Raw genomic sequence first — 16,023 nt, 5'->3', positions numbered from 1 at the left:
TTTTATAGAAATTCTTTGAGTAAAATATGTCAAACAGCGCATTTAACCGCCGCTGGGCGGAACTTTTATTGGAAGCACTTACTCGCCACGGATTACGTCATGTTTGCATTGCGCCCGGTTCACGCTCCACGCCTTTGACAATAGCTGCCGCAGCAAATGACAAACTGATTTGTCATACCCATTTTGATGAACGTGGATTAGGGCATCTGGCACTGGGATTATCCAAAGCAAGCAGAGAACCGGTTGCCGTTATCGTGACTTCTGGAACCGCAGTGGCAAATCTCTATCCTTCATTAATTGAAGCCAGTTTAACGGGTGAACGAGTGGTTTTCCTTACGGCTGATCGGCCGCCAGAATTGATGGATTGTGGTGCGAATCAAGCTATCCGTCAAAATGGTATTTTTGCTTCTCATCCATGCCAAACAATTTCTTTGCCAAGACCGACCGTAGATATACCGGCAAGCTGGCTGGTTTCTGTCATAGATCATAGTATGGCGAATTTGCGGCATGGGGCCTTGCATATTAATTGCCCATTTGCCGAACCATTATATGGTAATGAAGAGCCTGCTTATGATGAGTGGCAGCAGCAATTAGGCGATTGGTGGAAAAGTAAAACACCTTGGTTGAGCCAGCCAGTAGCTAATGTTGTGGCAGAAGTACAAGATTGGGACTGTTGGCAACAGAAAAAAGGCGTTGTATTGGCTGGTCGAATGAGTGCCGAAGAGGGGGTTAATGTTGCTAAATGGGCAAAGGCATTGGGCTGGCCGCTGATTGGCAATGTGCTTTCACAAACTGGGCAGCCATTGCCTTGTGCCGATTTATGGTTGGATAATCCTCATGTGCAGGAGATTTTAGCGCCAGCGCAATTGGTAGTGCAGTTTGGTTCCAGCCTGATAGGGAAACGCTTGTTACAGTGGCAGGCGAAATGCCAGCCGGAGGAGTTTTGGATTATTGATCCGATACCCGGCCGGCTTGATCCTGCTAATCATCGTGGCAAAAAATTGACCTGTGATATTGCTGACTGGTTACTGGCTCATCCCGCACAGTCGCGTATGCCGTGGGCACAATCGCATACACCGTGGGCAGAAGAGCTCATAGTCTGGTCAGAAAAAGCAGTTAACTGCGTCAGAACTAAATTAGCCGGGAAATTCGGTGAAGCAACTGTGGCCTATCGATTGAGTGAATTACTGCCTGAACGCGGGCAGTTGTTTGTCGGTAACAGCTTGATTATTCGTTTGATAGATGCACTGGGGCAATTACCGGCGGGATATCCGGTTTACAGTAACCGGGGTGCTAGCGGCATTGATGGGTTAATTTCCACTGCGGCAGGTGTGCAACGGGCAACGGCAAAGCCCACTTTGGCGGTTATCGGTGATTTATCGGCGCTTTATGATCTCAATAGCTTGGCTCTGTTGCGTCATCCTTCCGCTCCAATAGTATTAATTGTGGTAAATAATAACGGTGGGCAGATTTTCTCTTTGCTACCAACCCCGGAAGAAGCAAGGCAGCGTTTTTACTGTATGCCTCAATACGTTAATTTTGATCATGCTGCGGCAATGTTTGGCTTGAAATATGTCAGCCCACAAAATTGGATGGCGTTGCAACAAGGTATTGAGCAGGCATGGCAACAAAATGAAACCACGCTGATTGAGCTAAAAGTGCCGGATAGAGAAGGGGCTGATTGTTTGCAACAACTGTTAAAACAGGTGGCGATGTTGTGAGTCTCGCTTGTCGTAAGTTCAACGGTCACAATGACCGCCCGTGGTTGGTTTGGTTGCATGGATTATTGGGCTATGGTGATGAATGGTTGCCATTAGTGAATCTGTGTGCTCAACATCCTTCATTGGTCGTTGATCTACCCGGTCACGGTGATTCCTCAAGGGTGCGGATAAACGATTTTACAGAGATGAGCCGTCTTTTATCTGAAACGTTAAGAGAACAGCAAATTGATCAATATTGGTTGATTGGTTACTCCCTGGGTGGACGCATTGCTATGTATCATGCCTGTTATGGTGATATCCAGGGATTATGCGGATTGCTGGTTGAAGGCGGAAATCCTGGATTATTTTCCCAACAGGAGCGGAATGATCGTCTTGATCACGATAGAAATTGGGCCAGACGTTTTCGTTCTCAGTCGATGGAACAGGTTTTATCTGATTGGTATCAGCAGCCCATTTTTTCTGATCTATTACCTGAACAGCGTCAACAACTGATCAAAATACGCCGCCATAATAATGGTGATAGTGTGGCTGATATGCTGGAAAATACCTCACTTGGACATCAACCTTGGTTGGTGCCTGTATTGCAACAACTGACGTTGCCTTTTGCTTATCTATGCGGCGAAAATGACAAAAAATTCGGACAATTAGCAAAACGTTGCGCTTTGCCGCTGCAAACTATTCCACATGCTGGGCATAATGCTCACCGAGCGAACACGGCGACGTTTGCTACGGCAGTAAACCATTTTTTATCACTCTTTAATGTATAGGAATACGAATATGATTTATCCGAGTGAAGAAGAACTTTATGCCCCAATTGTATGGCAGGACTGCTCCGAAGGATTTGAAGATATTCTTTATCACAGATCCACCGATGGTATGGCTAAAATCACCATCAATCGCCCACAAGTACGTAACGCATTCCGGCCATTGACGGTTAAAGAGATGATGCAGGCGTTGGATGATGCCCGTTATGATGACACTATCGGGGTGATTATCCTGACGGGTATGGGTGAAAAAGCTTTTTGTGCTGGTGGTGATCAGAAAATCCGGGGTGATTATGGTGGTTATAAAGATGCCAACGACATGCATCACCTGAATGTATTGGATTTCCAGCGCCAGATTCGCACTTGTCCAAAACCCGTCGTTGCCATGGTTGCTGGATATGCGATTGGTGGTGGTCATGTACTTCATTTGGTGTGTGACCTGACCATTGCTGCTGATAACGCTATTTTTGGTCAGACCGGGCCTAAAGTGGGCTCTTTTGACGGCGGTTGGGGGGCATCTTACATGGCACGGATTGTTGGTCAGAAAAAAGCCCGTGAAATCTGGTTCCTGTGTCGTCAGTATGATGCTAAACAAGCGTTGGAGATGGGGCTGGTTAACACTGTTGTGCCTTATGCGGATCTGGAAAAAGAGACCGTTCGCTGGTGTCGTGAAATGCTGAAAAATAGCCCAATGGCTCTGCGCTGCCTGAAAGCCGCGCTAAATGCTGATTGTGATGGTCAGTCTGGATTGCAGGAGCTGGCAGGTAACGCCACCATGCTTTTCTATATGACAGAAGAAGGTCAGGAGGGACGTAATGCATTCGTTGAGAAACGCCACCCTGATTTCAGTAAATTCAAACGTAACCCATAATGCGTACTGCAATTTTATACCGGTTCAGATTGCCAATGGAGGCAGGTGTTATCCTGCGGTATCAGCGGCTTAAAACTCGTAATGGGTTTTTGGTTCACTTACAGGAAAATGGTCAACAGGGATGGGGTGAAATTGCACCATTGCCGGAATTCAGCAAAGAAACCGTTGAACAGGCAGGTGAAGCCGCGGTGGCATGGCTTAAACAGTGGCACCTTGGTGCTGAACCTGATGAAAGTGAATTACCTTCTGTCGCATTCGGGCTTAGCTGCGCATTAGCTGAATTACAGGGTAAATTACCGGAAGACGCTGATTACCGGAAAGCGCCATTGTGTAATGGTGATCCTGATGAACTGATTGTTCGTCTCAGTGACATGAGTGGACAAAAAGTTGCCAAAGTGAAAATCGGGCTGTATGAAGCTGTACGTGATGGCATGGTAGTGAATGTTTTACTGGAAGCGGTACCGGATTTATCTTTGCGGCTGGATGCTAACCGTAGTTGGAGCCGAGCTAAAGCGGACAGCTTCGCTAAGTATGTCAATCCAGATTACCGCAACCGAATTGCCTTTTTGGAAGAACCTTGTCAAACCCCGGAACAATCGCTCGCTTTTGCCCGTGATACAGGGATTGCCATTGCATGGGATGAAAGCGTCCGTGATGAGGGGTTTAACATAGAGGCACAAGCAGGGGTGGCTGCTATTGTGATCAAGCCCACTCTGATAGGAAGCCTTGCCCGTTGCTGTCAGTTGATTTCAGCCGCGCACAATGCTGGATTGGAGGCTGTGATCAGCTCCAGTATTGAAACCAGCTTCGGTCTGACTCAACTTGCCCGCATTGCTCATTGGCTGACGCCAGCGACTATTCCTGGGTTGGATACGCTGGAATTGATTCAGTCTCAGTTAGTGCGCCGTTGGCCGGGTAGCACGGTGCCAGTAACAGGATTGGACGAGTTAGAAATCGCATGGTGCAGTTAAATTCATTTACCCAGTGGCCGTGGCGCTACTGGGCATTGCTTAGTCCTGAAAATATTGCTGTCAAGTTGCATGATCGCGCCCTAACCTGGCATCAGTTAGTTATCTCTTTGGATACGATAGCAGCCAATTTTCGCCAACAGGGGGTAGTTGAAGGCAGTGGTGTAATGCTGCGAGGGAAGAACAGTGAAGAGATGTTGTTTTGCTATCTTGCAGCCCTACAGTGTGGTGCGCGGGTATTGCCATTGAATCCTCAACTGCCTGAAATGCTCTTGGCTAAATTACTGCCACATTTGAATATCGATTTTGTGGCTGATTTTTGTGGTGACAACTTGCCTGTGATGGATGCCAAATCTCTCGATTGGAAAAGTGAACCGCTAAATGCTGATGATAATTCAGTAGTATGGGATGCGATGCGCCCGGCCAGTATGATACTGACCTCCGGCTCTTCCGGATTGCCTAAAGCGGCTGTTCACTCAATTCATGCTCATCTTGCCAGTGCGCAAGATGTCCTTTCAATAATCAATTTTCAGCAGCAAGATAGCTGGCTGCTCTCATTGCCGTTGTTTCATGTATCGGGTCAGGGGATTATTTGGCGCTGGCTAATTAAAGGGGCTTGTTTGGTACTCAGAAATACCCATCTGTTAGATCACGCTTTGGCAGATTGTACCCATGCGTCATTGGTTCCAACTCAGCTTTGGCGGTTACTGGAACAGTCACAAAATCAGACACTGAATTTGAAACAAGTGCTTTTGGGTGGAGCAATGATCCCTATTGAATTAACTCAAAGGGCGGAGCAGCAAGGCATTTGCTGTTGGTGTAGTTATGGTTTGACCGAACTGGCTTCAACAGTATGCATTAAACGGGCAGACGATCTTCCCGGTGTCGGCAATCCCCTACCGGGCAAAGAAATTCGGCTGATCAATGAGGAAATTCAGATTCGTTCTGGCAGCCTTGCCAATGGATATTGGCTGGATGGAAAATTACAACCATTAGCTGATCGTGATGGCTGGTTTCATACTCGTGATCGAGGAGTGATACAAAATGGTGAGTTGCAGATACTTGGCCGGATGGATAATCAATTTTTCAGCGGTGGAGAAGGGATTCAGCCGGAAGATATTGAACGGGTGATTAACACCTATCCACAGGTCGCACAAAACTTTATTGTTCCCGTACCCGACCCTGAATTTGGTTATCGTCCTGTCGCGGTCATAGATAGTAATTCATCTGAGGTCATTGATATATTACCTGAATGGTTGATTGGTAAACTGGCTGCTTTTCAGCGCCCAGTCGCTTACTATCTGTTACCTCAAAAGCTTAAAAATAGCGGCATTAAAATTTCCCGTCAGCAGATCAAAAAATGGGTGTTGGATTTACCCGGTTGTTCTTGAGCTATTTTGATTTGCTATCAATAGGTTGAATTTCGTACTGCCCATTATTTATTGTGTAATAATGGGCAGAGAGGGTTAAAAGACGGTGTTGTTAGACATTAGCCTTTGATTTTTTTCAGCGCGTTTTCAACACCAGCACCATATTCTGGGTGAACTTTTCTAAATAGCTCAACCTGACGGCGTTGAGTATCTTCATGTGCTTGTGACAGTTCACTAGCGATACGGTCAAACATACGCTGATGCTCTTTACTGCTGATTAAGTTATACAGTGCGCGAGGCTGACTGAAATAATCTTCATCTTGACGATGGTTCCAGTGATCGGCATCTCCTTCTAAAGACAATGATGGGTGTTTGAATTCAGGTTGTTCCTGGAACAATCCTGCATTGTTTGGTTCATAAGTCACTGTGTTTCCGCTGTTACCATCGACACGCATTGCCCCATCGCGGTGGTAATTATGGAACGGACAACGAGGTGTATTGACCGGAATTTGATGGTGGTTAACACCAAGACGGTAACGTTGAGCATCACCATAAGAGAACAGACGGCCTTGTAACATCTTATCAGGGGAGAAACTGACACCTGGTACGACATTAGCGGGGTTGAAAGCAGCCTGTTCAACGTCTGCAAAATAGTTATCAGGGTTACGGTTTAGCTCGAAATAACCGACATCAATCATCGGATAGTCGCCGTGAGGCCATACTTTGGTCAAATCAAATGGGTTGTACGGTAACAGATTAGCTTCTTTCTCTGGCATAATTTGAACTTTTAATTTCCAGCGTGGATAATCGCCTTGTTCAATTGCTGTAAACAAGTCACGCTGAGAACTTTCACGATCTTTACCCACCAGCGCTTCTGCCTCTTCGTCCATCAGGCTTTTAATGCCTTGCTGACAACGGAAATGGAATTTCACCCAGAAACGTTCATTATCTGCGTTGATAAAGCTGAAAGCATGGCTACCAAAACCGTGCATATGACGGAAAGATTTAGGTACACCACGGTCACTGAAATCAATGGTTAATTGGTGCAGTGATTCAGGTTGATGAGAGAAAAAATCCCATTTATAGGCAGGATTACGTAAATTAGTGTGGGGATCGCGTTTAACAACATGGTTAAGATCTGGGAACTTCAATGGATCACGGAGATAGAATATCGGGGTGTTGTTACCGACTAAATCCCAGTTACCTTCTTCAGTGTAGAACTTAAGCGCAAAACCACGAATATCACGTTCAGCATCTGCTGCGCCGCGCTCACCGGCGACGGTTGAGAAACGGGCAAACATCTCGGTTTTTTTGCCTATTTCAGAAAAAATCTTAGCGCTGGTGTACTTGGTAATATCATGAGTAACGACAAAGACTCCATGAGCGCCAGAACCTTTGGCATGCATACGACGCTCTGGGATCACTTCACGATCAAAATGGGCTAGCTTTTCTAAGAACCAAACATCTTGTAACAACATAGGACCACGTTGACCCGCAGTCATGACATTATTGTTGTCAACGACAGGGGCGCCAGCATTCGTTGTAAGTCCTCTCTTTTTCATCACACTTCTCCTGTTTTACATGAAAAAAAACAGCGGAATCGCTGATTAAGAAAAATGTTCCGGTCAAATGGTGAAATGCAAAATTTATGCTTTTTTATAATTTATTTATTATTTTATTTTTTACTATTTAATATAAAATTATTTATATGGTTAATTATTAAGTCAATGAAATGAAGAATTCACACATATTTAGTAAGTATAGATGATTCCTTTCTTTTTGTTGTCAATCGGTTTAATTGTATTTAAGTAAGATGTTTAACATTAAGTAAATAAAGAGGAAATATAATGAAGCTTTATCTTGCTGCGGTAGCAACCAGTTTATTGTTCGTTGCTGAGTCAGCGAATGCCATTTCTGTGAATGTCCAGGCTGGCCGCCATTTCACCAATACTTATGCGGCAATTGGTGATAACAGTGCCGGGTTATCTTTTAATGGCAACTGGGCACGCAGTGATCATAATGGGCAATTGGGAAGTTTGGGAACGGCATTCAGTCTGCCTATCGGTCCATTGACTGCCAGCATTGGCGGTAAGGTTCTCTATTTATCCCCTAAAGATGGGAAAGATGGTAAGGCATTAGCCACGGGTGTGGGGTTGAGTTGGGCTGTTATGCCCTCTTTATCTCTGTACGGTGAAGCTTACGGTGCGCCATCCAGATTAACTTCGGGTATTGATTCTTATGTTGAGGCTGCTGGTGGCTTACGTTTTACCGTATTTAAACCGCTGACGGTGGATGCAGGTTATCGGATCATGAATATGAGAGGAAAAGAGGGGCAAAGGGATAACAAATTGGCTGATGGATTTTATATCGGTGCCGGTTTGAATTTCTAATTTACTTTTTGCATGCCGTCCGCACCATTTCTGATGCGGACCGTTTCAACTTTTAATTAACCCACTTTTGGTAGTAAACCACTGACAATACCAATCTGGATGGCAATCACAGCAATCCCACAAAGAAATATCAGAATCAACGTGGGTTTTCCGCCTTTTACCCGATAGGCTCTTTGCTCAATTTGACGGCTACGCCATGCCAGCATGGAAGGCAGTAACAGTGCGAGAATGGACAGTGCTACTGCGGCGAAAGTTAGCGCCATGACGAAGTTTGGATAGTACAAAGCGCAAAGTAGTGGTGGAATAAAAGTAATGATGCCGGTTTGCAGGCGGCCTGTCGCGTTGTTACGGCGTTTGAACAGATCTGCCATATAGTCAAACAAACCTAAGGAGACCCCAAGAAACGAGGTTGCCAGTGCCAAATCAGCAAACAGGCGGACAGCAAGCTCTACACGAGGCGTTGCGACAACTTCTCTCACGGCTTTTAACAGCCCATTCAGTCCTGATTGCTCCGCTAAGATCCCGACAAAAGTATGAGAAGAGATGGCGCCCAGAGTGGCTAATTGCCATAAGATATAGGCAATCAGTGGGATTGCACTGCCGATAACAAATATTTTGCGTAACTTGCGGGTATCGCCCCCCATATAATTCACGATACTTGGCACACTGCCGTGAAAACCAAAAGAGGTGAATACCACGGGAATAGCCGATAATACCAAACCTTGTTCCAAAGGCATTGACATCAGGTTAGTGCTTTTGATGTGGGGCATCATGACGGTCAGCATAATAACCAGAAAGATGATTTTTGCCGTAAATAGCAGGCGGTTAATCATATCGACAGATTGAGTACCGATAGTGACAACACAGCCAGCGACAAGGGTGAAAATCAGTACGCCAAATGAGACAGGAATAGGCTTATCTAGCCATGAAGAGAGGCTGCCTGACAGCAACTCACCGGCACCGCTGATATAAGCGGTGGTCAGGGCATACATCAGGAATAACATACTGAAACCGGTAAGCCATTGACCACCACGTCCCAGATAACGTTTTGCCACTGTTCCCAGACCTGTATCGGCCGGGCTGTATTGATAAACTTCCACCAGCAACAAAGCGGTATAGCTCATCAAAACCCAAAGAGCGACTAACATCACAAAGGTTGTTCCAAAACCAACACCGGCCGCTGCCAGCGGCATAGCCAGCATTCCTGCGCCAATTGTCGTGCCCGCTATGATAAAAATACTGCCAAGAGTACGATTCTTCACGCTTTCCCCTAGTTTCTGAACTGATTGAAATCGTTATAGAAAGGCAGGCTAAAGGATTAATTTATTTATGTCAAACTACAGTTACACTAAGTGTAAACAAATAATTACAATTGCATTTTTGCGTTATTCTAAATTATGTATTTCATTAAATGTAAAAAGTTACTTATTCCATTAAGTATTTAAAAAGTAAGATTTTACTCACACTTAAGTGAGATATGCTTTTATTTTCATCTGAGTTTCCAGTTAAACTAAGACATTATTCATTCTTTTAACAATTAAACGTATTGTGAAATAAAAATTATCAATGGAAAGAATATCTGTTTGTCTTAGGAAACTAGTTGTATCCGTTCTATTCGCTATATCAGGGCAAGCTTATGCTTCATCGTTTATTAGCCCAGCGGATCAAGAGGTTATCACTCAACAACAAAAAGCGTTATTGCAGCAGGCTCAGCAGCAACGGGAGGCGTTACGTAACAACATCACTTTATCTCCAGATTTAGAGTCTGAAACTGATGGCGCTCGATCTGTTTGTCATACCGTTCACCATATTCAATTTGAAGGCACTGAGAGCCTTTCCCAGTCAGCGCGGGAAATGCTAATACAGCCTTATTTATCCCGTTGCTTAACCTTGCCAGATATTAATGAACTGGTGCGTAAAGTATCGAATGCCTATATCGAGCGAGGTTATGTCACTTCTCGTGCTGGACTCAGAGCACAGGATTTATCCACTGGTATGCTCGTTATTACCGTGAGTGAAGGAAAAGTTGAATCAATCACACTTGATGGTGAGACATCACTTTCATTGAAAATGGTCTTTCCGGGGATGATTGGTAACATACTGAATCTTCGGGATATTGAACAAGGGATGGAACAACTGAACCGGCTTCCTTCCCAACAGATAACCATTGATATTCAGCCGGGAAAACAGCCTGGTTATTCTGCGGTTATCTTAAAACGAATATCGACTCGTTTACCGGTTGGTGCCAGTTTAGGGGTAGATAATAGTGGTCAAAAAAGTACTGGTACCGGGCAAATCAACGCCAGTGTGAATGTAGATAACCTATTACATCTTGCTGACCAATGGTCATTGTCTGCCAGCCGCAACAGCGATTTCCGTAATAACCATCATAGTCGAAGCTTCTCTTCCAATGTGACAATTCCTTATGGTGACTGGTTGTTCAGCTATCAATATGCGTGGAACGATTCTTTTCAGAACATTCCGATCGGCTTACAAACTTATCACTATGAAGGGGATAGCCAGACTCACCGGCTAACAGTAAACCGGACATTATATCGTGATGGTGAGCAGAAACTGACTCTGAATGCAGGAATAACACATCGTCAGACGACTAATTTGTTCGCAGGAAAGAAATTATCCATCAGCAGCCCGATATTAAGTGTTGCCAATCTTGGTCTTAATTACAGTTCGGTACTGGCGGGTGGCTATATCACTTTCAATCCTGCATTGAGTTATGGCTTACCCGTGTTAGGTGCAACAAAAGATGACCCGCATTTCCCGGATGCTCCACGTAGCCAATTCCGCAAATTCAATCTGAGTGCTAGCTATTTTATCCCGGTCACGGACTCCGTTTATTATCTCTCATCTATTTACGGTCAAACCACATCACACAACCTTTATGCCAGCGAACGCCTTTCATTGGGTGGACAATATTCTGTTCGGGGATTTAAAGAGCAATACCTGACTGGCAATCGCGGTGGGTATTGGCGTAATGAGCTGAACTGGCAGGTCGCAGCTCTTCCTGTAGGCGAACTTACCTTAACGGGGGCACTGGATACTGGTTGGTTACAGGGAAAAACTGGGCAAATCGATGGCGATAAAATCTATGGCGGTAATGTTACTGGCACTGCGCTTGGCGTCTCACTGACCAATCGCAGGTTTAATCAGACTATGACTTTAGGAACACCATTGACTCATCCTGATCATCTGAAACCAGATAACTGGGTGGTTTACTGGTCTGCATCACTGATTTTTTAGCGATGTAATACAGGGAGTTATACCAATAACCTTATATTTAAATTAAGAAAAAAGGACAGAATGATGGAAAGACGTAACAGCCCTATGGCAAGGGGCGCTTGTTATCTTTTAATTTATCTTACTGCCGTATATCCCCTTCACCCTGCTATTGCGGCCGGGATCACGCCAGATAATAACCGAACACAGGTACAAAACCAGGGTAATGTGCCGATCGTAAATATTGCTACGCCTAATGGTGCAGGAATATCCCACAACACCTATAAAGAATTCAATGTTGCCACTCAGGGCGCCGTATTAAATAACGCCACTCAGGCAGTTAAATCACAATTAGCCGGGCAACTTAATGCTAACCCTAACTTGAATGGAAAATCGGCTGAGCTGATTATTAATGAAGTTACTGGCAATGGGCGATCTAATCTTCAAGGAAAACTAGAGATAGTTGGCCATAAAGCTAATGTGATGATTGCTAACCCCAATGGCATTACCTGCGATGGCTGTGGTTTTATTAATACCGGCAGTGCAACATTGACTACCGGTAAGCCTCAATTTGATAAACAGGGTGCATTGGAAGCACTGGAGGTTAAAAAAGGCCAGATTACTATTGGCGGTAAAGGGCTGGATGGCAAGGCGACGGATTATGTCGATATTATCAGCCGGGCGACTGAGCTTAATGGCAAAATCCAGGCACAAAATTTGTCCCTGACGCAGGGGGCTAACCGGATTGATTTTAACGATGGCACAGTGAAAAAAATCACCGGAGAAGGCGCTAAGCCTCAATTAGCGGTTGATACTAAAGCATTAGGGGGTATGTATGCTAATAAAATCCGCTTGATTGCCACAGAAGAGGGTGTCGGCGTTAATCTGAAAGAGTTAACCAGTGACCAGAGTAATATTACCTTAAATGTTAATGGCAAAATTGAACTGGGAAATACCAAAGCCAAAACGGATTTTAACCTCAGTGCCAGAGAAACTCATATTGCCCCTAATATCAAGGTACAGGCAGAACGGGATATTACTTTGGCAAGTACTCAATTGAATAATAAAGGGAGTGTCACTGCGGGCCGGGATGCACGGATATTTAGTGATACTTTGCGTAATGCCGGTGATAAAGCACTTCTGCAAGCTAATAACAATATGTGGTTACAGAAAGATGCTCAGGGAAATAAGAGTGATCTGATTGAGAATAAATCTGCGACAATAAAGACGGTGAAAGGGGATTTAGTTGTTCGCACTAATAAACTGGATAATGTCAGAGATCAAACCATAACTGAATGGAAAACTATCCCGGCTGACTCAGTAGCAATTAATAAATGGGTCGGCAGTTTTTATGGTATTAGACAAGGTGTTGATTCAGTCATTACATTGGCTGTAAAACTGAAAGATTTTAATCGTGATAAATGGTTTGGCATTATTGATTTATTAAAAAATAACTTTATCAACATTAAACAGGATAGATTTTCAATAAAGGCGATAAGACCAGCAGGAAATATTATTTCTGGTGGTAATGCTTATATTAATGCAACTAATTTGCGAAATGATGTTTCATCTATATATGCAAAGCAGGACCTTATTCTCACTGGGGAAAATATTGATGTTATCAGCCGTCAATTAGGTAAGAAAAATACATTTTGGCATTATACTACATCAAACCCTCTGGTTGGCAGTGAATTCAAAGATGATGATGCACCACCTGGTGATTGGGATTTATTTTATGTTTATGAAGACGCAGAGTATACCAAGCAAGGAGAGTTATATACTTGGGGAGAGGAAAGTTATATATCATCTTCAATTAGATCGGAAAGAAACTTGGTGGCAGATTTTAAAAGTAACATTAATATCAATACATTATTGCCGCATGATGTAAAAAATTTGTCAGAAATAACTGTCAATGCCCGACCTGACACATTATCAGCAAAAAATATTTTTCTCCACGCAGGAAAAATTAATATCACTGATAAACTAAAGGCTACTGATGGGTTAAATATTATTTCCGAGAATGATATTAATCTTAATAATGCCGCTTTGGTTTCATCAAATAGCTTATCTATGACAGCGGCTAATAATATTAATGCCTTGCAAGGTGAGTTAAAAGGTAAGGATGTAACTATTATCAGCCGAAATGGAAATATTCAGTTTCAGAGTAGTAGTAATCCAGAGTATTTTAATCCTGATAATACGCGTAAAATAAGTAGCCTGGAAGCTACGGGTGATTTACTTTTACATGCAGGTAAGAGTATCCTTCTTCGCAATATTTTCTTAACTAAAAGTCATAATATTTCTTTATCTGCGAATAATGATATTACCATTGATAATAATAGTGAGTTATTGACACATAAACGAATGGGAGACGTTACCGCTGAGAATAAAGAACAAACTCTCTTTAATCAGATGTTATCTAAGCTAGGTAAGCTTGATGCTAAAAGTTCGGTTGTGATTAATGCTGGAGGAAATTTATCTGTTAAGGGAGTTAATATCTCAGCGGTAAAAGATATCAATTTGACCTCTGCAAAAAACATTGATCTCACTCCCCGTGAATTATCACCTTCATTGAGGAAATTATTTCCTTCATCCCGTTCTGGTGAGTTAAGTAGCCGGTTAACCGCAGGAAATAATATCAATATTATCAGTGGTGCAGATATTAATGGCAAGGCAGCTCAAATTAACGCTAAAGGTAACACATTATTATCAGCAGGTCGGAATATTAACTTATTAGCGCAGGGTTATTCCGCTATTGATAACAAAAACGATAATAATAAAGATGATCGCCATATTGTTGCTGTAATTAATGGTGGAAAACAACTTACCCTGGCTGCTAATGGAACGCTGATTACTCAGGACTCCACATTGAGCTCAGGCGGAAATACAACGATTTCTTCCGGCGGCAATATGCGTTTTGAATCAGTGCAAAATCACTCTTACCGGGAAAAAGGCAGGGAATTCACCGAAGCAGTGACTCAGCAAGGTACTGAATTGACGAGCGGCGGCATATTAACCGTTATCTCAAACGGCAGTATTCTTTTTCAGGCGACTAAACTGACGGCCAAAGGGGCAATGGATATCGCAGCGAAAGGCGGTTATCTGTACGCTCAGGCGATGGAAGAATCTAACCATTATGAGAACACAGAGACAAGTCGTAATTGGTATGGCAGGAAGAAAACCACTAAACGTACCCGTCATGATGTCACTAATAAAGTCACTGAATTTACCGCGGGTGGTGATATTAATCTGTTAAGTCGGGATGACAGCACTTACGAAGCCAGTCAAATTGCCACTAATAAAAACGCCAGACTGACCAGCACTCACGGTAAAGTCAATTTTAAAGCGGTAAAAAATACCGCTTTTGAACAGACTATTACCTATTCCAAAGGCTTTTATATTAAGCAAAGGGATAAAGGTTATACCGAAACCCAATGGGTATTACCGCAGATTTTCACTGGTGGAAAGCTGACAGTGGAAGCAGCCAACGGTGTTAGTGCTGATATTAAAGCTAAAAATGGTCAGTCATTGCAAAATGTATTGGCCGTATTGGGAAATACGCCGGAAACCGCCTGGTTGAAAGGACTTCGAGAAAATAAAGATGTTGAATGGAATTTAGTCAAAGATGCTTATGACAGTTGGGATCACAAGAGCCAGCATTTAAACCCGGTGGTTTCTGCGGTAATTGCGATTGCGGCAGCGGCAGCAACCGCAGGCAGCTCTTTGGCGGCATCTGTTGCATCTTATGCGGGTAATAGCGTTGCCGGTGGGGCGTTAACCGCGGGTATGTCATCACTGGCGGCACAGGCGGCGGTTGCTATTGTGGATAATCAGGGGGACATATCCAAAGCACTAAAAGTGTTGGGTAGCAGTGATGCTGTTAAATCAACCATTACCTCAATGGCGATAGGTGGCGCATTGGCCGGATTTGATTCCTACATGGGATGGGATAAAGCGGCTGATGGGACTCAATTAGATCCGACAAAAGCGAAATTACCCCAAATCAGCAATGGTGACTGGAATAAAGTCGTCCAACGGGTAGCGGGTCAATCTATTATTAGTTCCAGCCTGAATACCGCCATTAACGGCGGCAGTTTTAAAGATAATTTGACGACGGCTCTGTTGGCTAATATTGGCAGCCAGATTAACGCCGAAGGGGCCGGGTTGATTGGTGACAACGGTCAGGTATTGGGAATACCGGGAAAAATGTTAAGCCACGCAGTTGTAGCAGGAGTCAGCGCTGAAATTGGCAGAGGAAATGTTAAAGGCGCAATGGCGGGCGCTTTGGCTGCGGAACTGGCGGGTGTCATGATGGGAGATAATCTCATTAAAGCCGAAGAGTGGCAGAGAACATCGGAGCGGCAGGCGCAAATTGCCCGTGTTTTTGGCGGCTTTGCCGGCGCGGTGTTTACCGGTAAAGCAGACGGTGCTTACAGCGGAGCGAGCAGTGCAGAAAACACTTTCCGTTATAACTATCTGGCCCATCATCAACGGGAATTAATGGAAAAAGAGCTTGCCGCCGAGTCCGGTTACCTTAAAAAAGTGCAGATTTTTGCTAAATGGGGTTTGATTAGTCGCACACAAGATGGCTATCTGGCTGCGGGTTTTGTCTCCGGTATTCCAGCAGAACTCTATGATAGTGCGATGGCCATTGTCGGAGCGGTCTCTAATCCTTCGGAAGTCATTGAATCGCTTAGAACACTGT

Annotated in this window: 10 protein-coding genes; 8 read left to right on the top strand and 2 right to left on the bottom strand. The window is 44.0% G+C overall.

All coding sequences use genetic code 11. The annotated features are described in order from the left end of the window. The first annotated feature begins 26 nt into the window (after positions 1–26). Genes menD through menE form a run of 5 tightly spaced genes read left to right on the top strand, consistent with a single transcriptional unit; the run spans position 27 to position 5,715 of the window. The gene (gene menD / locus KZ793_RS14560) at positions 27–1,721 is read left to right on the top strand and encodes a 2-succinyl-5-enolpyruvyl-6-hydroxy-3-cyclohexene-1-carboxylic-acid synthase (RefSeq protein ID WP_225815996.1); all 1,695 of its coding nucleotides are present in this window, start codon (positions 27–29) and stop codon (positions 1,719–1,721) included. Continuing rightward, positions 1,718–2,488 (top strand): 2-succinyl-6-hydroxy-2,4-cyclohexadiene-1-carboxylate synthase, encoded by a 771-nt coding sequence (gene menH, locus KZ793_RS14555; RefSeq protein ID WP_225815995.1) that lies wholly within the window; start codon positions 1,718–1,720, stop codon positions 2,486–2,488. The genes menD and menH overlap by 4 nt, the downstream gene beginning before the upstream one ends. 10 nt (positions 2,489–2,498) lie before the next feature. Next, positions 2,499–3,356, top strand: coding sequence for a 1,4-dihydroxy-2-naphthoyl-CoA synthase (gene menB, locus KZ793_RS14550; RefSeq protein WP_225815994.1), 858 nt, complete (start codon positions 2,499–2,501; stop codon positions 3,354–3,356). After that, positions 3,356–4,327, top strand: coding sequence for an o-succinylbenzoate synthase (menC, locus tag KZ793_RS14545; RefSeq protein WP_225815993.1), 972 nt, complete (start codon positions 3,356–3,358; stop codon positions 4,325–4,327). The genes menB and menC overlap by 1 nt, the downstream gene beginning before the upstream one ends. After that, entirely contained in the window at positions 4,315–5,715 is a 1,401-nt protein-coding gene (gene menE / locus KZ793_RS14540; protein ID WP_225815992.1) for an o-succinylbenzoate--CoA ligase, read from the top strand. The genes menC and menE overlap by 13 nt, the downstream gene beginning before the upstream one ends. 98 nt (positions 5,716–5,813) lie before the next feature. On the opposite strand, the gene KZ793_RS14535 is transcribed toward menE, so the two are convergent. Next, positions 5,814–7,256, bottom strand: a complete 1,443-nt coding sequence (locus KZ793_RS14535) for a catalase (protein WP_225815991.1) — start codon at positions 7,254–7,256, stop codon at positions 5,814–5,816. Positions 7,257–7,541: 285 nt separating this feature from the next. Here KZ793_RS14535 and KZ793_RS14530 point away from each other — a divergent pair, with 285 nt between their 5' ends. Beyond that, entirely contained in the window at positions 7,542–8,084 is a 543-nt protein-coding gene (locus KZ793_RS14530; protein ID WP_225815990.1) for a YfaZ family outer membrane protein, read from the top strand. A gap of 56 nt (positions 8,085–8,140) precedes the next feature. On the opposite strand, the gene tyrP is transcribed toward KZ793_RS14530, so the two are convergent. Beyond that, positions 8,141–9,346 carry a tyrosine transporter TyrP gene (tyrP, locus tag KZ793_RS14525; protein ID WP_397443612.1) on the bottom strand — a complete coding sequence of 402 codons (1,206 nt, stop codon included), beginning with the start codon at positions 9,344–9,346 and terminating at the stop codon, positions 8,141–8,143. A 304-nt stretch (positions 9,347–9,650) separates the two neighbouring features. Between tyrP and KZ793_RS14520 the strand changes: the two genes are divergently transcribed. After that, positions 9,651–11,342 (top strand): ShlB/FhaC/HecB family hemolysin secretion/activation protein, encoded by a 1,692-nt coding sequence (locus KZ793_RS14520; RefSeq protein WP_225815989.1) that lies wholly within the window; start codon positions 9,651–9,653, stop codon positions 11,340–11,342. A 63-nt stretch (positions 11,343–11,405) separates the two neighbouring features. After that, a partial coding sequence (locus tag KZ793_RS14515) for a DUF637 domain-containing protein (protein WP_225815988.1) occupies positions 11,406–16,023 on the top strand: 4,618 nt, incomplete at its 3' end.

This window comes from Photorhabdus antumapuensis, assembly GCF_020387775.1.
GTDB classification, from domain to species: Bacteria; Pseudomonadota; Gammaproteobacteria; order Enterobacterales; family Enterobacteriaceae; genus Photorhabdus; species Photorhabdus antumapuensis.
The sequence above is the reverse complement of the archived record's forward strand: the minus strand, read 5'-3'. Positions and strand labels throughout refer to the sequence as shown.

Excerpts from the sequence above, each read along its gene's own strand:
- menD (WP_225815996.1), top strand. The coding sequence starts at position 27 with ATGTCAAACAGCGCATTTAACCGCCGCTGGGCGGAACTTTTATTGGAA.
- menB (WP_225815994.1), top strand. The coding sequence starts at position 2,499 with ATGATTTATCCGAGTGAAGAAGAACTTTATGCCCCAATTGTATGGCAG.
- menC (WP_225815993.1), top strand. The coding sequence starts at position 3,356 with ATGCGTACTGCAATTTTATACCGGTTCAGATTGCCAATGGAGGCAGGT.
- menE (WP_225815992.1), top strand. The coding sequence starts at position 4,315 with ATGGTGCAGTTAAATTCATTTACCCAGTGGCCGTGGCGCTACTGGGCA.
- KZ793_RS14535 (WP_225815991.1), bottom strand. The coding sequence starts at position 7,256 with ATGAAAAAGAGAGGACTTACAACGAATGCTGGCGCCCCTGTCGTTGAC.
- KZ793_RS14530 (WP_225815990.1), top strand. The coding sequence starts at position 7,542 with ATGAAGCTTTATCTTGCTGCGGTAGCAACCAGTTTATTGTTCGTTGCT.
- KZ793_RS14520 (WP_225815989.1), top strand. The coding sequence starts at position 9,651 with ATGGAAAGAATATCTGTTTGTCTTAGGAAACTAGTTGTATCCGTTCTA.